This is a genomic window from Chthonobacter rhizosphaerae (assembly GCF_013839525.1).
Classification (GTDB): Bacteria; Pseudomonadota; Alphaproteobacteria; order Rhizobiales; family Pleomorphomonadaceae; genus Chthonobacter; species Chthonobacter rhizosphaerae.
Genome location: NZ_JACDIS010000006.1, coordinates 224939 through 243034, shown reverse-complemented (window position 1 = coordinate 243034; position 18096 = coordinate 224939). Strand labels below are relative to the sequence as shown.

General features: G+C 68.5%; 17 protein-coding genes. 13 read left to right on the top strand and 4 right to left on the bottom strand.

Features of this window, described 5'->3' with window-relative positions; all coding sequences use genetic code 11:
• Positions 1-90: 90 nt before the first annotated feature.
• Positions 91-939, top strand: coding sequence for a TIGR02587 family membrane protein (locus HND91_RS13125; protein WP_181707025.1), 849 nt, complete (start codon positions 91-93; stop codon positions 937-939).
• Complete coding sequence (locus tag HND91_RS13120; protein WP_181707024.1) at positions 936-1403, top strand: TIGR02588 family protein; 468 nt, start codon at positions 936-938, stop codon at positions 1401-1403. Before HND91_RS13125 ends, HND91_RS13120 begins: the two co-directional genes overlap by 4 nt.
• Positions 1404-1480: 77 nt before the next feature.
• Here the strand turns inward: HND91_RS13120 and tyrS are convergent, their stop codons facing one another.
• A complete protein-coding gene (gene tyrS, locus HND91_RS13115) occupies positions 1481-2734 on the bottom strand; it encodes a tyrosine--tRNA ligase (RefSeq protein WP_181707023.1) in 1254 nt (417 codons plus the stop codon).
• 97 nt (positions 2735-2831) lie between these two features.
• Between tyrS and HND91_RS13110 the strand changes: the two genes are divergently transcribed.
• The gene (locus HND91_RS13110; RefSeq protein WP_181707022.1) at positions 2832-3950 is read left to right on the top strand and encodes an anhydro-N-acetylmuramic acid kinase; all 1119 of its coding nucleotides are present in this window, start codon (positions 2832-2834) and stop codon (positions 3948-3950) included.
• Positions 3951-4247: 297 nt separating this feature from the next.
• On the opposite strand, the gene HND91_RS13105 is transcribed toward HND91_RS13110, so the two are convergent.
• Positions 4248-4901, bottom strand: coding sequence for an alpha/beta hydrolase (locus tag HND91_RS13105; protein ID WP_181707021.1), 654 nt, complete (start codon positions 4899-4901; stop codon positions 4248-4250).
• A 376-nt stretch (positions 4902-5277) separates the two neighbouring features.
• Here HND91_RS13105 and HND91_RS13100 point away from each other — a divergent pair, with 376 nt between their 5' ends.
• The 9 genes from HND91_RS13100 to HND91_RS13060 all read left to right on the top strand — a co-directional run bounded on the left by HND91_RS13100 (position 5278) and on the right by HND91_RS13060 (position 14268).
• Positions 5278-6450 carry a cysteine desulfurase family protein gene (locus HND91_RS13100; protein ID WP_181707019.1) on the top strand — a complete coding sequence of 391 codons (1173 nt, stop codon included), beginning with the start codon at positions 5278-5280 and terminating at the stop codon, positions 6448-6450.
• Positions 6451-6509: 59 nt separating this feature from the next.
• Positions 6510-7988 carry a Fe-S cluster assembly protein SufB gene (gene sufB / locus HND91_RS13095; protein ID WP_181707018.1) on the top strand — a complete coding sequence of 493 codons (1479 nt, stop codon included), beginning with the start codon at positions 6510-6512 and terminating at the stop codon, positions 7986-7988.
• A gap of 222 nt (positions 7989-8210) precedes the next feature.
• Positions 8211-8960, top strand: a complete 750-nt coding sequence (gene sufC, locus HND91_RS13090) for a Fe-S cluster assembly ATPase SufC (protein ID WP_181707017.1) — start codon at positions 8211-8213, stop codon at positions 8958-8960.
• Positions 8957-10306, top strand: coding sequence for a Fe-S cluster assembly protein SufD (gene sufD, locus HND91_RS13085; RefSeq protein WP_343057338.1), 1350 nt, complete (start codon positions 8957-8959; stop codon positions 10304-10306). The genes sufC and sufD overlap by 4 nt, the downstream gene beginning before the upstream one ends.
• 345 nt (positions 10307-10651) lie before the next feature.
• Entirely contained in the window at positions 10652-11890 is a 1239-nt protein-coding gene (locus tag HND91_RS13080; RefSeq protein WP_181707016.1) for a cysteine desulfurase, read from the top strand.
• A 10-nt stretch (positions 11891-11900) separates the two neighbouring features.
• Positions 11901-12278 carry an SUF system Fe-S cluster assembly protein gene (locus HND91_RS13075; RefSeq protein ID WP_181707015.1) on the top strand — a complete coding sequence of 126 codons (378 nt, stop codon included), beginning with the start codon at positions 11901-11903 and terminating at the stop codon, positions 12276-12278.
• Between the two features lie 58 nt (positions 12279-12336).
• Complete coding sequence (gene sufA / locus HND91_RS13070; RefSeq protein ID WP_181707014.1) at positions 12337-12711, top strand: Fe-S cluster assembly scaffold SufA; 375 nt, start codon at positions 12337-12339, stop codon at positions 12709-12711.
• Between the two features lie 457 nt (positions 12712-13168).
• Entirely contained in the window at positions 13169-13837 is a 669-nt protein-coding gene (gene tenA / locus HND91_RS13065) for a thiaminase II (protein ID WP_181707013.1), read from the top strand.
• Between the two features lie 41 nt (positions 13838-13878).
• Positions 13879-14268 (top strand): TfoX/Sxy family protein, encoded by a 390-nt coding sequence (locus HND91_RS13060; protein WP_181707012.1) that lies wholly within the window; start codon positions 13879-13881, stop codon positions 14266-14268.
• Here HND91_RS13060 and HND91_RS13055 read toward each other — a convergent pair.
• Both HND91_RS13055 and HND91_RS13050 read right to left on the bottom strand, forming a co-directional pair.
• On the bottom strand, positions 14234-15301 hold the full coding sequence (locus HND91_RS13055; protein WP_181707011.1) for a GGDEF domain-containing protein: 1068 nt from the start codon (positions 15299-15301) through the stop codon (positions 14234-14236). The genes HND91_RS13060 and HND91_RS13055 overlap by 35 nt on opposite strands.
• A 261-nt stretch (positions 15302-15562) precedes the next feature.
• The gene (locus HND91_RS13050) at positions 15563-17125 is read right to left on the bottom strand and encodes a DEAD/DEAH box helicase (RefSeq protein WP_181707010.1); all 1563 of its coding nucleotides are present in this window, start codon (positions 17123-17125) and stop codon (positions 15563-15565) included.
• 214 nt (positions 17126-17339) lie between these two features.
• Between HND91_RS13050 and HND91_RS13045 the strand changes: the two genes are divergently transcribed.
• The gene (locus HND91_RS13045) at positions 17340-18044 is read left to right on the top strand and encodes an alpha/beta fold hydrolase (protein ID WP_181707009.1); all 705 of its coding nucleotides are present in this window, start codon (positions 17340-17342) and stop codon (positions 18042-18044) included.
• The last annotated feature ends 52 nt before the right edge of the window (positions 18045-18096 follow it).

Sequence of the window (18096 nt, the reverse complement as noted above, 5' to 3'; positions counted from 1 at the left end):
TCTCTCCTGCAGGAAACCGATGCGGCCTCCGTCGCGTTCCAGAGGCTGAGCCGGCTGTCGGGGGCCGGATCGCTATCTGTCGGGGGTTCGATGCCGGATTCGGGGAGCGCCGTCGCCGCGCTCGTGGTGACGCCGAAGCTCAAGGAGTTCGCGACCGGGCTCGGCCGGGCCTTCGCGGGCGCGCTGATCTTCGCGCTGCCGATGCTGATGACCATGGAGATGTGGCAGCTCGGCTTCATCATGGAGCCGCTCCGGATGGCGCTGCTCCTCGGGCTCACGCTGCCGCTACTGGTCAGGCTCTCCCGCTTCGAGGGCTTCCGCGAGACCGCAGCCCTGTCCGACGACATCGCCGACGCGCTGGTCGCGGTGGCGGTGGCCTTCGTGACGGTGCTGGCGGTTCTCTGGTTCCTCGGCGAGCTTGGCCCGGGCATGAGCCTGCGCGAGCTGTTCGGCAAAGTGGCGGTCCAGATGGTGCCCGCATCCATCGGAGCCATGCTGGCCCAGAACCAGCTCGGCGGCGAGGACGGCGCGCGCCGGCGGCCGAACACGAGCTATGGCGGCGAGATCTTCCTGATGGTCGTGGGCGCGCTCTTCCTCAGCTTCAGCGTCGCCCCGACCGAGGAGGTCGTGCTGATCGCCTACCGCCTGTCGGCCACCCAGGAGTTGATGCTCGCCGGCTTCACCATGGTGCTGATGCACGGCTTCGTCTACGGCCTGGAGTTCGGCGGCACCGAGCGGCCCGGACCCGGCGAGGGTTTCCTCAGCGTCTTCGCCCGGTTCACGATCGCCGGCTACGCGGCCGTCCTCCTCGTGTCGCTCTACATGCTCTGGACGTTCGGCCGTACGGACGGGATCAGCTGGGAAGAGATCCTGTCCACCGCCATCGTCCTCTCCTTTCCGGGCGCGATCGGCGCCGCAGTGGCGAGACTGATCCTATGATCCGATCCGATACGGACGACGCGAGATCCCGGCCCGACGGCTCCGACCGCGGCCGGGACGGGGAGGGCGGCGCCGCGCGGCGGCCGGCCACCGGCACGTCCCCCGTGGAATGGGCTGTCGCCGGCCTCGGCGGGGCGCTCCTCGCCGCCATGATCGGCTACCTCGTCCACGACGGCCTGACCGGCACCGGCGCTCCGCCCGACATCTCCGTGCGGACCGTTTCCGTGACGGCGGTCGGCGAGGGCCATCTGGTCCAGGTCCTCGTTCGCAACGACGGCGACTCGCCGGCCGCGGCCGTGGACATCCTCGCCGAACTGAAGGACGGCGAGTCGCTGGTGGAGGACGCGACCGCGACCCTCGACTACCTGCCCCAGCAGTCCGCCCGGCCCGCGGGCTTCTTCTTCGAGCGGAATCCGGCCGACCATGCGCTCACCGTCCGGGCCACCGGCTACGTGGATCCCTGACGCCCGAACGGCAAAAAGCCCCGCGGCGGACCCGCGGGGCTTGTCGGTCGCCCAGGAGCCTCCCGGAGCGCCACCGCTCAGACCGGCTTCAGGAGCACGTGCTTCTTCTTGCCGAGCGAGAGCTTGATGACACCCGCGTCGTTCACGTCGCCGGCGCCGAGCGTGCGCTTCGGATCGGCGACGGTCTCGTCGTTGACCTTGAGGCCGCCGCCCTCGGCGGACCGGCGCGCCTCGCCGTTCGACGCGGCGAGGCCGGCCCGGACGAAGGCTGTCAGCACGCCGACGCCGGCGTCGAGCTCGCCGCGGGGGATCTCCACCGTCGGCAGGCTGGCCGGCAGGGCGCCCTCCTCGAAGGTGCGGCGCGCGGTCTCCGCCGCGGCCTCGGCCGCCTCGCGGCCGTGCACCACGGCGGTCGCCTCGGTGGCCAGCACCTTCTTCGCCTCGTTGATCTCCGAGCCGCCGAGCGCGCCGAGCCGGGCGATCTCGTCGAGCGGCAGGCGGGTGAAGATCTTCAGGAAGCGGACCACGTCCGCGTCCTCGGTGTTCCGCCAGTACTGCCAGAAATCGTACGGGCTGAAGAGATCGCCGTTGAGCCACACGGCCCCGTTCGCCGACTTGCCCATCTTGGCGCCGGACGCGGTGGTCAGGAGCGGCGTCGTCAGCGCGAACATCTGCTCGTTGCCGAGCCGGTGGCCGAGGTCGATGCCGTTGACGATGTTGCCCCACTGGTCGGAGCCGCCCATCTGCAGGATGCAGCCGTGCTCCTTGTTGAGCACCGTGAAGTCGTAGCCCTGGAGGACCATGTAGTTGAACTCCAGGAAGGACAGCGACTGCTCCCGGTCCAGCCGGAGCTTCACGCTGTCGAACGACAGCATGCGGTTGACCGAGAAGTGCCGCCCGACGTCGCGCAGGAATTCCAGGTAGTTGAGCTTGGTCAGCCAGTCGGCGTTGTTCAGCATCAGCGCGTCGGTCGGCCCGTCGCCGTAGCGCAGGATTCGGCCGAAGATCCTCTTGATGCCGGCGATGTTCCGGTCGATCTGCTCCGGCGTGAGCAGCTTGCGCTGGTCGTCGCGGAACGACGGGTCGCCCACCAGCGACGTGCCGCCGCCCATCAGGGTGATCGGCCGGTGGCCGGTCTCCTGCAGCCAGTGCAGCATGGTGACGCTGATCAGGTTGCCGATGTGGAGGCTGGTGGCCGTGGCGTCATAGCCCACATAGGCGGTGATCGGACCCTTCAGGCACTTCTCGTCCAGACCCGCCGGATCGGAGATCTGGTGGATGAAGCCGCGCTCGTCGAGAACGCGCAGGAAGTCCGACTTGAAACCGCTCATGATACCTTTCCTTAAGGACGGGACGACAGCCTGCCGTCAGTCGCCGCAGGTCTCTAGCAGACATTGGCCGCCGTGACACCAGGAAGAAGGACCGGGAATGACCGACGCGCGCCCCCTCTGGGCTCTGGGCCTGATGAGCGGCACCTCCCTGGACGGGGTGGATGCCGCGCTGGTTCTGACCGACGGCGAAAGCGTGGACGCTTTCGGGCCGACGTTGTTCCGGCCCTACACGGACGCGGAGCGGGACGTGCTGCGGGCGGCGCTCGGGGACGCGACGGCGATCGCGCGGCGCGACGAGCGGCCGGGCGCCGTGGCGGAAGCGGAGCGGATCGTCACCGACGTCCACGCCGCCGCCGTTTCGGACTTACTCGCGAAGGCGGCCGGGGAGGGGATTTCGGCCGATGTGGTGGGCTTCCACGGCCAGACCGTCTTCCACGCCCCCGACCGCGGCCTCACGGTCCAGATCGGAGACGCGGCGCGGCTTTCGTCGGCGGCGGGCCTGCCGGTGGTGCATGATTTTCGCGCGGCCGACGTGGCGGCGGGCGGGCAGGGGGCGCCGCTGGTGCCGGTCTACCACCGCGCCCTCGCCTCCCGGGCGGGACTCGACCGGCCGGCGGCCATCCTCAACGTGGGCGGCGTCGCGAACGTCACGCTGATCGACGAGGCGGGCGGCATGCTGGCGTTCGATACCGGTCCGGGCAACGCGCTGATCGACGACTGCGTGGCCCGGGAGACCGGCGCCCGCTTCGACCAGGATGGCAGCATTGCCGCCGATGGCGTTGTGAACGAAGCGATTGTTGGAATGTTTCTCGCGCATCCCTTCTTTCAGGTGCGACCGCCGAAATCGCTGGACCGCATGGCGTTTCATGGGCTGGCGGCGGCGGAACTGGCGGCGCTCTCCTTCGCCGACCGGGTGGCGACGCTGACCGCGGTGACCGCCGCCACGGTGGCGCTGGGGCTGACGGCGGCGTCGAAGCCGGTGCGGACGCTGGTGGTGGCCGGCGGCGGGGCGCGGAATCGGACGCTGATGGGGATGCTCGCGGCGCGGACCGGCGCGGTGGTGGCGAGCGCGGACAGCGTGGGGCTGTCGGGCGACTTCCTGGAGGCCCAGGCGTTCGGGTTCCTGGCGGTGCGCCGGCTGAGGAGGCTGCCGGGGAGCTATCCGGGGACGACGGGGGTGCCGGTGGAGACGATCGGGGGTGTGGTGACAGGGTGAGAGGAAGGCGGGGGTGGTCCGGCTGAACCGGACCATGACGATGGTGGAGATGGGCGAGGGGTGGCGGGCAGTCGACCGAGGACGCCTCGCCGCCTGCCTCTTACGCCGTCATCCCGACGGAAGTCGGGATCCAGCCGACGACGCGGGGTCCGCGCCGGTGCAGTCGCTGGTGCGGACGGTTGGGCCCCGGCTTTCGCCGGGGTGACGATCGGGGAAGGGGGCGAGGTTGGGCGGTAGCGCTCGCCGCTCTCCCCGTCAGGACGAAGGCCCTCTTGTCCTCAGCCGGTCCTCTTGTCCTCAGCCGGCCTCGGCCATCGCCAGGCGGCGGTCCAGGTAGTCGCCGCAGGTGTCGATCAGCTCGTCCACCTTCTGGTCGAAGAAGTGGTTGGCGCCCTCGATCGTGCGTTGCTCGATCGTGATGCCCTTCTGCATCTTCAGCTTGTCCACCAGCGTCTGCACGTCCTTCGGCGGAACGACCTTGTCCACGTCGCCGTGGACGATCAGGCCCGACGACGGGCAGGGCGCCAGGAAGGAGAAGTCGTGCAGGTTGGCCGGCGGCGCGATGGAGATGAAGCCCTCGATCTCCGGCCGGCGCATCAGGAGCTGCATGCCGATCCAGGCGCCGAACGAGAAGCCCGCCACCCAGCAGGAGCGCGCGTCCGGATGCACGGTCTGCACCCAGTCGAGCGCGGAGGCGGCGTCCGACAGCTCGCCGGCGCCGTGGTCGAAGGCGCCCTGGCTGCGGCCGACGCCGCGGAAGTTGAAGCGCAGCACCGCGAAGCCGCGTTCCTTGAACATGTAGAACAGCCGGTAGGCCACCTGGTTGTTCATGGTGCCGCCGAACTGCGGATGCGGATGCAGGATCATCGCGATCGGGGCGTTGCGACCCTTGGCCGGCTGGAACCGTCCTTCGATGCGGCCGGCAGGGCCGTTGAAGATGACTTCGGGCATCGGTCTCTTCGGACTCTCTTCGCTTGTAGGGGTGCGGTCCGCACGGTCCCCGCGGGTCGGTTCTGTCCTGCGTTTAGGGATAAACGCGTACCCGTGTCCTTGACGAAGACCCGGGTCGGTCTTACAAACCTCTTTAGAACAGTTCGAAACTGCGGATCATCGGGCGCCTCTCAGTCTGGCGAATGCACTGGACCGCCAAACCCTCCGGCGTCAAGAAAAATCGCTTGACCGGAGCGGGCGGACCGGTCGCTCACGACACGTGTGAGGTCGTGCGCGGCAGCGACTCTGTCAAGGGTGAACATGGTGACCCGCACGGGCGTTCGCCCTGCGGCAGAGGATCTCTTGTGTGGCGGCCGGAGACCGGCCGGGACGAGGCATGACGAAGCGCATCTATCTCGACTGGAACGCCGGCGCGCCCCTTCGGGCGAGCGTCGCCGCGCGTCTCGCCGAGAGCTTCGGCCGGGTCGGCAACGCCTCGTCGGTGCACGACGAGGGCCGCCGCGCCCGCGCCGCGATCGAGGCCGCGCGCCGGTCCATCGCAGCGCTCGTCGGCGCCAGCCCGCGCTGCGTCACCTTCACGTCCGGCGGCACCGAGGGCGCCGCCACGGTGCTCGCGCCGCGCTGGACCTTCAACGGAAAGCCGCTCGACTTCGACCGCCTGCTCGTCTCGGCGGTGGAGCATCCGTGTGTCGCCCGGGGCGGGCGGTTCGCGGCCGACCAGGTGGAGACCGTGCCCGTCGACCGTGACGGCGTGGTGGATCTCTCCGCGCTCGACGCTCGGCTCGCGGCGCTCGCGGCCGAGGGCCAGCGCGCGTTCGTGTCGATCATGCTCGCCAACAACGAGACGGGCGTGATCCAGCCGGTGGCCGAGGCGGCCCGACTCGCACACGCCCACGGCGGCCTGATCCACACCGACGCGGTGCAGGCGGCCGGGCGAATCCCGGTGGACATGGCAGCCCTCGGCGCCGACGTGCTCACCCTTTCGGCCCACAAGATCGGCGGTCCGCAGGGCGTCGGCGCCATCATCAGGGCGAGCGAGTTCCTGGCCTTTCCGCCGCTCCTCACCGGCGGCGGGCAGGAGGCCTACGCGCGCGCCGGAACCGAAAATGCCTGGGGAATCGAAGGGTTCGGGGTTGCGTCGGAGGAGGCCGCGCACGATCTGAGGCATGCGCCCGCGATCGCCGCGCGTCGCGACCGGATCGCGGCCGCCATCCGGCGCGTGTCGCCCGAGGCGGTGGTGTTCTCGGAGGCGGCGGAGCGGATCGCGAACACCCTCTCGGTCGCCGTGCCGGGCCTGCAGGCGGAGACGGCCCTGATCGCGTTCGACCTCGCCGGCGTGGCGCTGTCCTCGGGGTCGGCCTGCTCGAGCGGCAAGGTGAGCGCCAGCACGGTTCTCCTGGCCATGGGCGTGCCGGCGGACCTCGCCCGCTCGGCCCTGCGGATCAGCATCGGTCCCTCGACCACGGACGACGAGGTCGCCCGGTTCGAGGAGGTCTTCACCAGGGTCCACGCAGACCTGACGAAACGGAAGGGGTCGAGAGCCGCTTGACTCCCTATATGACAGTGAAATCCCACGGTCCTTGAAACCGCGCCGGATGGAGTTTGGAAATGCCTGCAGTCCAGGAAACCATCGAACAGGTGTCGGCGATCGACGTCGACAAGTACAAGTACGGCTTCTTCACCGAGATCGAGTCCGAGCTGTCCCCCAAGGGCCTGAACGAGGACATCGTCCGCTACATTTCGGCCAAGAAGAACGAGCCGGAGTGGCTGACCGAGTGGCGCCTGGAGGCGTTCCGCCGCTGGCAGACCATGGCCGAGCCGACCTGGGCGCGCGTGGACTATCCGCCGATCGATTTCCAGGACCTGCACTACTACGCCGCCCCGAAGAAGACCCCCGGGCCGAAGAGCCTCGACGAGGTCGATCCTGAGCTGCTGCGCACCTACGAGAAGCTCGGCATCCCGCTCCGCGAGCAGGAGCTCCTCGCCGGTGTCGAGGGTGCGGCCCAGCCGCGCGTGGCCGTGGACGCGGTGTTCGACAGCGTCTCCGTGGTGACCACCTTCAAGAAGGAGCTGGCCAAGCACGGTGTCATATTCTGTTCCATCTCCGAAGCGGTGCGCGAGCATCCGGAGCTGGTGAAGAAGTATCTCGGCTCGGTCGTGCCGACCACCGACAACTACTACGCCACGCTGAACAGCGCGGTCTTCTCCGACGGGTCGTTCGTCTACATTCCGAAGGGCGTCCGCTGCCCGATGGAGCTGTCGACCTATTTCCGGATCAACGAGAAGAACACCGGCCAGTTCGAGCGCACCCTCATCATCGCCGACGAGGGCAGCTACGTCTCCTACCTTGAGGGCTGCACGGCCCCGAGCCGCGACGAGAACCAGCTGCACGCCGCCGTGGTGGAGCTCGTCGCCCTCGACGACGCGGAGATCAAGTATTCAACCGTCCAGAACTGGTACCCCGGCGACGCCGAGGGCAAGGGCGGCATCTACAACTTCGTGACCAAGCGCGGCGACTGCCGCGGCCGCAACTCGAAGATCTCCTGGACCCAGGTGGAGACCGGCTCGGCCATCACCTGGAAGTACCCGAGCTGCATCCTGCGCGGCGACAATTCCCGCGGCGAGTTCTACTCGATCGCCATTTCCAACGGGAAGCAGCAGGTCGACAGCGGCACCAAGATGATCCACCTCGGCAAGAACACCACGTCGAAGATCATCTCCAAGGGCATCGCGGCCGGCAAGTCGGACAACACCTACCGCGGTCTCGTCCAGATCGGCCGCAAGGCGACCGGCGCGCGCAACTTCACCAACTGCGACTCGCTGCTCATCGGCAACAAGTGCGGCGCCCACACGGTGCCCTACATCGAGAGCAAGAACGCGTCGGCGGTCGTGGAGCACGAGGCGACCACCTCGAAGATCTCCGACGACCAGATGTTCTACTGCCTGTCGCGCGGCCTCGGCGAGGAGGAGGCGATCGCCCTGATCGTCAACGGCTTCGTCCGCGACGTGCTGCAGCAGCTGCCGATGGAGTTCATGGTCGAGACCCAGAAGCTGATCGGCATCAGCTTGGAAGGCTCGGTCGGCTGACGAAGGCTCCGCGCCCGCGGACGGGCGCGGCCCTCATCCCTCCCTTCAGGGGAGGGTCCGGCGAAGCCGGGGGAGGGAGTGCCTTTGTCCCGCGGCAGAGCGCGGTTTGCTGAAGCCTCATGATCCCGGCAGCCCGGCCGCCACCTTCCCGGACCGGGAAGATCTTCGAACACCCGCCTCCGCCGGCGCGTCGAGGCGCAGATACGCAAGGACCGGACACATATGCTCGAGATTAAGAACCTCCACGCCCGCATCGACGACCGCGAGATCCTGAAGGGCCTCGACCTGACGGTGAACCCCGGCGAGGTGCACGCCATCATGGGGCCGAACGGCGCCGGCAAGTCGACGCTCTCCTACATCCTCGCCGGTAAGGACGACTATGAGGTGACCGAGGGCGAGGTGCTGCTCAACGGCGTCAACATCCTGGAGATGGAGCCGAACGAGCGCGCGACCGCCGGCCTCTTCCTGGCGTTCCAGTATCCGATCGAGATCCCCGGCGTCGCCTCCATGACCTTCCTGCGCGCGGCGCTGAACGCGCACCGCAAGGCGCGCGGCGAGGGCGATATCACCACGCCCGACTTCATGCGCCTCATCAAGGACACCGCGGCCAAGCTGAACATCTCGCCCGAGATGCTGAAGCGCCCGGTCAACGTGGGCTTCTCCGGCGGCGAGAAAAAGCGCAACGAAGTCATGCAGATGGCGCTCCTGCAGCCGTCGTTCGCGATCCTGGACGAGACCGACTCCGGCCTCGACATCGACGCCCTCAAGGTGGTGGCGGACGGCGTCAACGCGCTGCGCTCGCCGGACCGGAGCTTCGTGGTGATCACCCACTACCAGCGGCTCCTCAACTACATCGTGCCGGACTTCGTGCACGTGCTTTCGGCCGGCCGGATCGTGGCCTCCGGCGGCAAGGAACTGGCGCTCGACCTGGAGAAGAACGGCTACGCCGGCTACGTCCAGGACGCGGCGTGAGCAGGGCGATGACCGACACCATGGGCACCACGACCGTTCTCCGCACCCCCGCCGAGGAGGCGCTCCTGAAGCGCTATCCCGCTGAAAAGGCGTCGCTTCCGGGCGCCCCCGCCGTCGCGGACCTCCGCGATGGCGCGTTCGCGGCCTTCGAGAAGGCCGGCCTCCCGCACCGCCGGGTCGAGGCCTGGAAGTACACGGATCTGCGCGCCAACCTGCGCACCATCGCGGCGCCCGCCGGGCCGCCCGACCACGAGCGCGTCCGCGCCCTGCCGCCGGCCGTTCCGGGCGATGGCGCCCGCCGGCTGGTGGTCGCCAACGGGCGGCTGGTTCCCGAGCTTTCGGACCTCGGCGGCCTGGAGGAGGGCGTCACGATCGGCAGCCTCGCCGAGGCGCTGACCCACGCCGACGCCGAGGTGCTGGCGGCCCTCCGGCCGATCCCGGAGGCGGCCGACAACATCGCTTTGTCGGTGAATACCGCTTTCATGACGGACGGCGTTGTCGTGCGTGTCGCCGACGATGTCGCGCTCGCCCGGCCGATCGAGATCACCCACGTGATCGACGGCGAGACCGCCGCCGCGACCGCGGTCCGCAACGTGTTTCTGATCGGCAACGGCGCTTCGGCAACCCTCATCGAGACCACCGAAGCCACCTACGCTGCCGCCCATCAGACCAACATCGTGTCGGTCGTGACGTTGGGTGACGAGGCGCAGGTCGACCACATCCGCCTGCAACTGGATCCGCTCGAGGCGGTGAGCCTGACGACGCTCACGGTCGAGATCGGCGCGAAGGCGCGCTTCGAGACGTTCAACGCCGCTCTCGGCGCCGCGCTCGCCCGCGCCCAGGTTTATGCCCGCTTCAACGGCGCCGGGTCGACCGGTGCGTTCCGGGGGGCGACGCTCCTGTCCGGTCGCCGGCACGCGGACACCACGCTGGTGGTGACCCACGACGCGGAAGGCTGCGAGAGCCGCGAGCTCTACAAGGCGGTGATCGACGACGAGGCGAAGTCGGTCTTCCAGGGCCGCATCAACGTGCCGGCCCACGCCCAGAAGACCGACGCCCGCATGATGACGGCCTCGCTCCTCCTGTCGGAGGGCGCCGAGGCTTACGCCAAGCCGGAGCTGGAGATCTTCGCCGACGACGTCCAGTGCGGCCACGGGGCGACCTGCGGGGCGCTCGATGACGATCTGCTGTTCTACATGCTCGCCCGCGGCATTCCGAAGAGCGAGGCGGAGAAGCTGCTGATCATCGCCTACCTCGGCGAGGCCATCGACGAGGTGCACAACGAAGCGGTGCGCGACATGCTGATCCACCGGATCGAGGACTGGCTGGAGAAGCGGGTGGGGTGAGGGGGGTGTTTTGTCGGCGTCTGGCGTTGGCACCCCTCTCTCCCACTCTCTCCCTCAAGGGGAGAGAGGGCCGGGAGGCGGTTCGGGTGATAGCCTGCCGGCGTTGACGGCGGTGCCGACTGGATGCGGTGGCGGTGGTTCACCCCTCTCTCCCACTCTCTCCCTCAAGGGGAGAGAGGGCCTGATGGAGGTTCGGTCGAGAGCCGCATGGCCGGATCGCACCACCCGATCCACACCTGCGACGTACCCTCTCCCCCCTCGTGGGGGAGAGTGGGAGAGGGGGGTGCAGGCTCGACCTCCGGGCGCCATGCACCCGCCCTGATCAACAAGAAGGCGAACAGATCGATGCACGCCCCTCTACAGGCCCCCTATGACGTCGAGGCGGTCCGGCGGGATTTTCCGATCCTGCAGACGACCGTCTACGGCAAGCCGCTCGTCTATCTGGACAACGGCGCGTCGGCGCAGAAGCCGCAGGCGGTGCTGGACCGGATGATGAAGGCCTACACGTCGGAATACGCCAACGTGCACCGGGGCCTGCACTACCTGTCGAACGCCGCGACGGAGGCCTACGAGGAGGCGCGGGAGATCGTGCGGGGGTTCCTGAACGCCCCGTCGGTGGACCAGATCGTCTTCACCCGCTCGTCCACCGAGGCCATCAACCTGGTGGCGGCGAGCTACGGCGGGCTGGTGCTGAAGCCGGGCGACGAGGTGATCCTGTCGATCCTGGAGCACCACTCCAACATCGTGCCCTGGAACTTCCACCGGGAGCGGAACGGCGTCGTCATCAAGTGGGCGCCGATCCTGGAGGACGGCACTTTCGACCTGGAGGCGTTCGAGAAGCTGGTGACGCCGAAGACGAAGATCGTCGCGATCACCCACATGTCGAACGTGACCGGCACCGTGGTGCCGATCCGCGAGGTGACCCGCATCGCCCACGCGGCGGGCGCGGTGGTGATGGTGGACGGCAGCCAGAGCGCCGTGCACCTTCCCGTGGACGTGCAGGCGCTGGACGCGGACTTCTTCGTCTTCACCGGCCACAAGGTCTACGGCCCCACCGGCATCGGCGTGCTCTACGGCAAGAAGCACCTGCTGGAGGCGATGCCGCCCTTCATGGGCGGCGGCGAGATGATCCGCGACGTGACGGAGGACTTCGTCACCTACAACGACCCGCCGCATCGCTTCGAGGCGGGCACGCCGCCGATCGTGCAGGCGATCGGCCTCGGCGCGGCGCTGCGCTACATGGACGGCATCGGCCGCGAGGCGATCCTGGCGCACGAGACCACGCTGCGCGACTACGCCATGGACCAGCTCGGGCAGATGAACTCGATCCGGATCTTCGGCACCACGCCGGAGAAGGGCGCGATCGTGGCCTTCGAGATGAAGGGCGCGCACGCCCACGACGTGGCGACCATCATCGACCGGTCCGGCGTCGCGGTGCGGGCGGGAACCCATTGCGCCATGCCGCTCTTGCAACGCTATGGGGTCACCTCCACCTGTCGTGCATCCTTCGGCCTGTACAACACCCTCGGCGAGGTGGATAAACTGGTCGAAGCGCTCCGGAAGGCCGAAACTCTGTTCGGGTGAGTGGACACACATGAGCGACATCACGGCCGAAGCGCCGAACAAGCCGACCACCGACGCCGGCTCGGCGATTCCGCCGGAAGAGCTGGATCGGCTGACGGACGACATCATCGCGGCCCTGAAGACCGTCTACGATCCGGAGATTCCGGCCGACATCTACGAGCTCGGCCTCGTCTACCGGATCGATATCGACGACGACCGGTTCGTGAAGATCGACATGACGCTGACGGCGCCCGGCTGCCCGGTGGCCGGCGAGATGCCGGGCTGGGTGGAGAACGCGGTCGCGACGGTGCAGGGCGTCAGCGGCGTCTCCGTGAGCATGACGTTCGATCCGCCGTGGACGCCCGACCGCATGAGCGAAGAGGCGCAGGTCGCGCTCAACTGGTATTGATGATCTTGGGATAAGATCGGTCCGGCCTTGAACCGGAGCCGTTTCAGGAGACCCGAGTATGGCTGTTGCAAGACGCAAGCTGGACGTGATGACGGTGACGGAAGCCGCCGCCGACCGCGTCCGCGAAATCCTCGAGAGCGCCGACGCGTCCGCGATCGGCGTCCGCGTCGGCGTGAAGAACGGCGGCTGCGCGGGCATGAGCTACACCATGGAACTGGCCACCGACGTTCGCCCCGGCGACGAGCGGGTGGACGCCCACGGCGTGACGGTGTTCGTGGACCCGAAGGCCGTGCTCTTCCTGCTCGGCACCCAGATGGACTTCGAGCGCACGACCCTGAAGACCGGCTTCACCTTCAACAACCCCAACCAGGTATCCGCCTGCGGCTGCGGGGAAAGCGTGAGCCTGAAGCCCGCCGAGATGGCCGCGGGCTAGGAGCGGTGGCATGGCCGCGAGTGGCGGGAGATACGCTCGTGGACCGTGATGGCGGAGGGGGTTGCCGGCGCTTGAAGGCGTGGGTGGTCCGCCTGCGCGGACCATGACGGCGGAGGGGGTGGGCGTTGAGCGCTGCCGTCGGGCTGTTGAGAGCGACGCACCACCCGGTCCAAACGCACCTCCGTCATGGTCCGCGAAGGCGGACCACCCATGCGTTTTTTAAGGGGAGTGTGAATCGGCGGAAGTGATCTTCCCCTGGAAATGCGTGGGTGGTCCGCCTTCGCGGACCATGACGGCCGAGCAGGGGGCAAGTGCCCGAATGCGTGGGTGGTCCGCCTGCGCGGACCATGACGGCGGAGGGGGCGGGCGGGTGGGGGCATTTTTCGGCGGTAGCATGCGCGGGCCCCGCGGGTGATGTATGGAGGGGGCGTTCTCTCGTCTCCTTCTCAGAGGTGCCATGCCGACCCTTCTCTCCCGTCTGATCGAGGCCCGTCCCGACGAGTGGCGGGCCTATACGCATCATGCGTTCGTGGAGCGGCTTGCGGCGGGGACGCTGCCGGAGGCGGCGTTTCGGCATTATCTGGTGCAGGACTACCTGTTCCTGATCCAGTTCGCCCGAGCCTACGCACTCGCCGTGTTCAAGAGCCGGACCATCGAGGAGATGCAGGCCGGGCTGGCGGGGTTGAAGGCGATCCTGGACCTGGAGATGGACCTCCACGTGCGCACCTGCGCCGGCTGGGGGCTGACCCGGGAGGCCATGGCGGCGACGCCGGAGGACATTCCGACCACCGCCTACACGCGCTTCGTCATCGACGCCGGGCTGCAGGGCGATCTCCTGGACCTTCATGTGGCGCTGAGCCCGTGCGTGATCGGCTATGGCGTCATCGCCGAACGACTCGCAGCCGTTCCGGGCGCGCTGGAGGCCACGAACCCCTACGCCTTCTGGATTGCCGAATACGCGGGCGAGGCCTATCGCGAGGTGGCGGAGAGTGCCGTCCGCACCCTGGACAGGCTCGCCGGCTCGGACCTCTCGCCGGAGCGGTTCAAGCGGCTGGCGGACCTGTTCGCCCAGGCGTCGCGCCTCGAGGCGGCGTTCTGGCAGATGGGACTTGACGCGGCCCGCTGACCGGCCGGCATGCTCGGCGCCTTCAGCATCAGGGGAAACCCATGGCCGACGACGGCTTCCTCGCGCTTCTGGACGATCTGTTCCGTCCGCTCGGCGGCATCAGCCGCCGACGGATGTTCGGCGGCCACGGCATCTTTCGGGACGGCGTGATGGTCGCGCTGGTGGCGTCCGACACGCTCTACTTCAAGGCGGACGACGAGACCAAGGGCGCGTTCGAGGCCGAAGGGTGCGAGCCGTTCGCCTACGAGACCAGGGACGGCCGGCGCACCATCATGAGCTACTGGCGGGCGCCGGAGCGGCTCTACGACGAGCCGGACGCCTTCGAGGCGTTCGCCCGGGCGGCCGTGGAGGTGGGCCGGAGGGCGCAGGCCGCGAAGGCGAAATCCGGGCGGCCGGTCAGGCGACGCGGCCGGGCTGCCGACGCTCCATGACGGCGAGGTCGCGCTCGGTGCAGACGCGGTTGCGGCCGTTGCGCTTGGCGAGATAGAGGGCGGCATCCGCGCGCTCGATGACCGAGGCCACCGAGTCGGTCGGCTTCCAGGTGGAGACGCCGATCGAGATGGTGATGTAGCCGAGATTCTCGCCGGTGGAGCGCTTGACCAGCTCCTTCGACATGACCGCGATGCGGATGTGGTCGGCCACGGTGCGCGCGTGGTCGAGACCCGTGCGCGGCAGGATGATGGCGAACTCCTCGCCGCCGTAGCGGCAGGCGATGTCCTGGCCCTTCACGTTCTGCTTCACGGCGAGGCCCACGAGCCGCAGCACCTGGTCGCCGGTCTGGTGGCCGTAGGTGTCGTTGAAGGTCTTGAAGTGGTCGATGTCGGTGATGAGCATCGAGAAGGTCTCGTTGCTCTCGCGGGCGTTCGCCACCGCGCGCTCGATCGACTGGTCGAAGTGCTTGCGGTTGGCGAGCGTGGTGAGCTCGTCCGTCAGGCTCTCGAACCGGATCGCGTCCAGGCTTTCCTGCAGGTCGGCGATCTGCTTGCGGCTTTCCCCCAGCTGGCTTTCCAGGAGGCGGTTCGTGGCCTCCGACGACCGGGTGGCGGTGATCAGCCCCTGGACGATGGAGAGGACGCGCTTCTGGTCAGTGGTGCCAAGGAGCTCGGTCGTCGACGCGCTCAGGCTGTCGCAATAGCGCGCGTTCGCCGAGATCGTCTGCTCCATGGCGTTGACCACGTCGTTGATCTCGTCGGACAGCCGGGTGCCGACCTCCTCGATCCGGTCGCCGAGGCGGCTGGGCGCCAGGAACTGGCTGTAGATGTCGTGCACCTCGTCGGCGCTGATGTGACCGCGCGCCCGCAGGATGTCGTTCACGGCCTTGTTCAGCGCGTGGTTGAACCCTGCACAATAGGTGTACCAGAGCTCGTAGTTCCGCGGATACGCCGGGATCTCGTTACGCCGCAGCTGCCCGATGGCCGCTTCGCCGTAGCCGATGGTGCGCTGGAATTCTTCCCGCTGCGACATTGGAGCCCCATGCCGTGTGAGTACGGAACAGATACTAAGCTCTCTATGTGAAGGCGTGGTTAATTCCTGCGATGGTGTTGTCCACGCGGCCCCAGGACAGAGTAGGGACCGAGGACTACACGTACCGGTAGACGTTTCCGGTGTGCTCGACGGACGTCGCGGGCAACAAAAAAGCGAGGCCGGAGCCTCGCTTTTCTTGCCGATGACAATAATCGGCACGGTTCGGGTGTCCCGGGTCGCGGATCACCGCAGCCTGCCGGATCAGGATGCCTGCTTGGTCACCCGGACCGGGCGGAGCAGGAAGGCCGGGACGTGATCGCCGAGGCCGATCACGGTCGGGCCGTCGTCGGTGTCGCGGCGGGGACGATGGGGCCGCTCGCCGCTGCGCACCGGCCCGGGACGGTCGTCCCGGCGGGGCGGACGCGGCTCCTGGGACCGGCGGCCGGAATGGGGCTGAGCCTCGGGCGATGCCTCGACGGCATCCGCGACCCGCTCGGGACGCTCCGGCCGCTCGGCGCGGGCACGCTGCGGCCGCTCCCCGCCTCGGGCGGGGCGATCCTCGCCGCGGGCGGGACGATCCTCGCCGCGGGCGGGACGATCGGACCGGGACCGGCTGACCCGCGCGCTGGGACGGGCCTCGCCATCGCCGCCGCGCGTCGACGCGCTGCGCCGGCGCCGCTTGGCTTCCGGGTCGACCTGGACCTTCTCGCCGATCCACTCCACGTCGTCGCCGGTGAGCTTCTCGATGGCGGACAGGTACTTGATGTCGTCCGGCGTCACGATGGTGACGGCGGTGCCGGACCGGCCGGCGCGACCGGTGCGGCCGATGCGGTGGACATAGTCCTCCGCGTGGATCGGAACGTCGAAGTTGTAGACGTGGCTCACGTCCGGGATGTCGAGGCCGCGGGCCGCCACGTCGGAGGCGACGAGAAGGGTGAGCGTGCCCTTCTTGAAGGCGTCGAGCGTCGCCATGCGGGCGCGCTGGTCCATGTCGCCGTGGAGGGCGCCGACGTTGAAGCCGTGCTTCTCCAGGCTGCGGAACAGGACCGCGACGTCCTTCTTGCGGTTGCAGAAGACGATGGCGTTCTTCAGGTCCTGGGCGTCCTGGATCAGGTCGCGCAGCACCTGCCGCTTCTCGTGCGCCTCGTAGCCGGACGCGATCAGGCGCTGGGCGACGGTCTTAGCGGTGGTCGCCGGCTTCGCCACCTCGATCTTGATCGGGTCGGTGAGGAAGTTCTCGGTGAGCCGCTGGATCTCCGGCGGCATGGTGGCCGAGAAGAAGAGCGTCTGGTGCTTCTTGGTGATGAGCTTGCAGATGCGCTCGATGTCCGGGATGAAGCCCATGTCGAGCATGCGGTCCGCCTCGTCGATGACGAGGATCTCGACGCCGTTGAGGAGGAGCTTGCCGCGCTCGAAGTGATCGAGCAGGCGGCCGGGCGTGGCGATCAGCACGTCGACGCCGCGGTCGAGCTTGCGATCCTGCTCGTCGAACGAGACGCCGCCGATGAGAAGCGCGACGGTGAGCTTCTGGTTGACGCCGTACTTGATGAAGTTCTCTTCCACCTGGGCGGCGAGTTCGCGCGTCGGCTCCAGGATGAGGGTGCGCGGCATGCGCGCGCGGGCGCGACCCTTTTCCAGGAGCGTTAACATCGGCAGCACGAAGGACGCCGTCTTGCCGGTGCCGGTCTGGGCGATGCCGATGATGTCCCGCCCGGTGACCGCGTGGGGAATGGCTTCGGCCTGGATCGGGGTGGGCGTGGTGTATCCGGCCGCTTCCACAGCGGCGAGAACCTTCTCGCTGAGGCCGAGTTCAGAAAATGACATGTGTTGGGTGCGTTCCGACGGTACGGTGTCGATGGGCATGGAACGCGACATCAAAAAAGCGTGCCGGGACACCCTCGGAGTCGCGTATCGTCTTCGGACGCTGAAAATAGGGATGAAGCCGGTAATGTCAATCGTTGCCACCGGGTTTTCTGCGGATTCGCCGGCCTTGCGACCATTGTGGTGAACCGGCTGAACAGATTCGGAGTGTGTGTTCATGGCTGATCCGGTGATCTTCGTGCCCGGCCTCAACTGTACCGGCGCCCTGTTCGACCACCAGATCGCCGCGGTGGCGGGCGAAAGAACGGTGACGGTGGCGAATCATCGTGACGACGGGAGCATCGACGACATGGCGGCCACGCTGCTCGCCGAAGCGCCCGAGCGGTTCGTGCTCGCGGGCCTGTCCATGGGCGGCTACGTCGCGCTCGCCGTCATGCGGGCGGCGCCGGAGCGGGTGAAGGGGCTCGTCCTGATGGACACGTCCGCCCGCCCGGACAGCGACGAGGCGCGGGAGCGGCGCGAGCGCCAGATCGCGATCGCCGAAGCCGGGCGGTTCGGCGAGATCCCGGACCTGCAGCTGCCGATGCTCGTCCATCCGAGCCGGCTGGAGGACGAGACGATCACCATCGTCGTCCGCGCCATGGCGGAGGAGACCGGCGCGGACGCCTTCGTGCGGCAGCAGCGCGCCATCATGGCCCGCCCGGACTCGCGGCCGGTGCTGGGGCGGATCGCCTGCCCGACCCTCGTGGTGGTCGGCGACAAGGACGCCATCACGCCGCCGGAGATCGCCGAGGAGATGGTGTCGGCCATCCCGGGCGCCCGGCTCGCCGTGATGCCGGTCTGCGGCCACCTGTCGACGCTGGAGCGCCCGACCGCCGTGACCCACGCGTTCACGACCTTCCTGGCCGACCACGGGCTCTGAGGTCGCCGGCCGGGCGGCGGGGAGGGCGCCCGTTCGCCCGTTCGCACCGGAA

Bases quoted from the DNA above. Each gene is read 5' to 3' on its own strand.
- HND91_RS13075 (WP_181707015.1), top strand. From the start codon at position 11,901: ATGAGCGACATCACGGCCGAAGCGCCGAACAAGCCGACCACCGACGCC.
- HND91_RS13110 (WP_181707022.1), top strand. From the start codon at position 2,832: ATGACCGACGCGCGCCCCCTCTGGGCTCTGGGCCTGATGAGCGGCACC.
- tenA (WP_181707013.1), top strand. From the start codon at position 13,169: ATGCCGACCCTTCTCTCCCGTCTGATCGAGGCCCGTCCCGACGAGTGG.
- HND91_RS13080 (WP_181707016.1), top strand. From the start codon at position 10,652: ATGCACGCCCCTCTACAGGCCCCCTATGACGTCGAGGCGGTCCGGCGG.
- HND91_RS13060 (WP_181707012.1), top strand. From the start codon at position 13,879: ATGGCCGACGACGGCTTCCTCGCGCTTCTGGACGATCTGTTCCGTCCG.
- HND91_RS13050 (WP_181707010.1), bottom strand. From the start codon at position 17,125: ATGTCATTTTCTGAACTCGGCCTCAGCGAGAAGGTTCTCGCCGCTGTG.
- sufC (WP_181707017.1), top strand. From the start codon at position 8,211: ATGCTCGAGATTAAGAACCTCCACGCCCGCATCGACGACCGCGAGATC.
- sufB (WP_181707018.1), top strand. From the start codon at position 6,510: ATGCCTGCAGTCCAGGAAACCATCGAACAGGTGTCGGCGATCGACGTC.
- HND91_RS13100 (WP_181707019.1), top strand. From the start codon at position 5,278: ATGACGAAGCGCATCTATCTCGACTGGAACGCCGGCGCGCCCCTTCGG.
- tyrS (WP_181707023.1), bottom strand. From the start codon at position 2,734: ATGAGCGGTTTCAAGTCGGACTTCCTGCGCGTTCTCGACGAGCGCGGC.
- sufA (WP_181707014.1), top strand. From the start codon at position 12,337: ATGGCTGTTGCAAGACGCAAGCTGGACGTGATGACGGTGACGGAAGCC.
- HND91_RS13105 (WP_181707021.1), bottom strand. From the start codon at position 4,901: ATGCCCGAAGTCATCTTCAACGGCCCTGCCGGCCGCATCGAAGGACGG.
- HND91_RS13045 (WP_181707009.1), top strand. From the start codon at position 17,340: ATGGCTGATCCGGTGATCTTCGTGCCCGGCCTCAACTGTACCGGCGCC.
- HND91_RS13055 (WP_181707011.1), bottom strand. From the start codon at position 15,301: ATGTCGCAGCGGGAAGAATTCCAGCGCACCATCGGCTACGGCGAAGCG.
- HND91_RS13120 (WP_181707024.1), top strand. From the start codon at position 936: ATGATCCGATCCGATACGGACGACGCGAGATCCCGGCCCGACGGCTCC.
- HND91_RS13125 (WP_181707025.1), top strand. From the start codon at position 91: ATGCCGGATTCGGGGAGCGCCGTCGCCGCGCTCGTGGTGACGCCGAAG.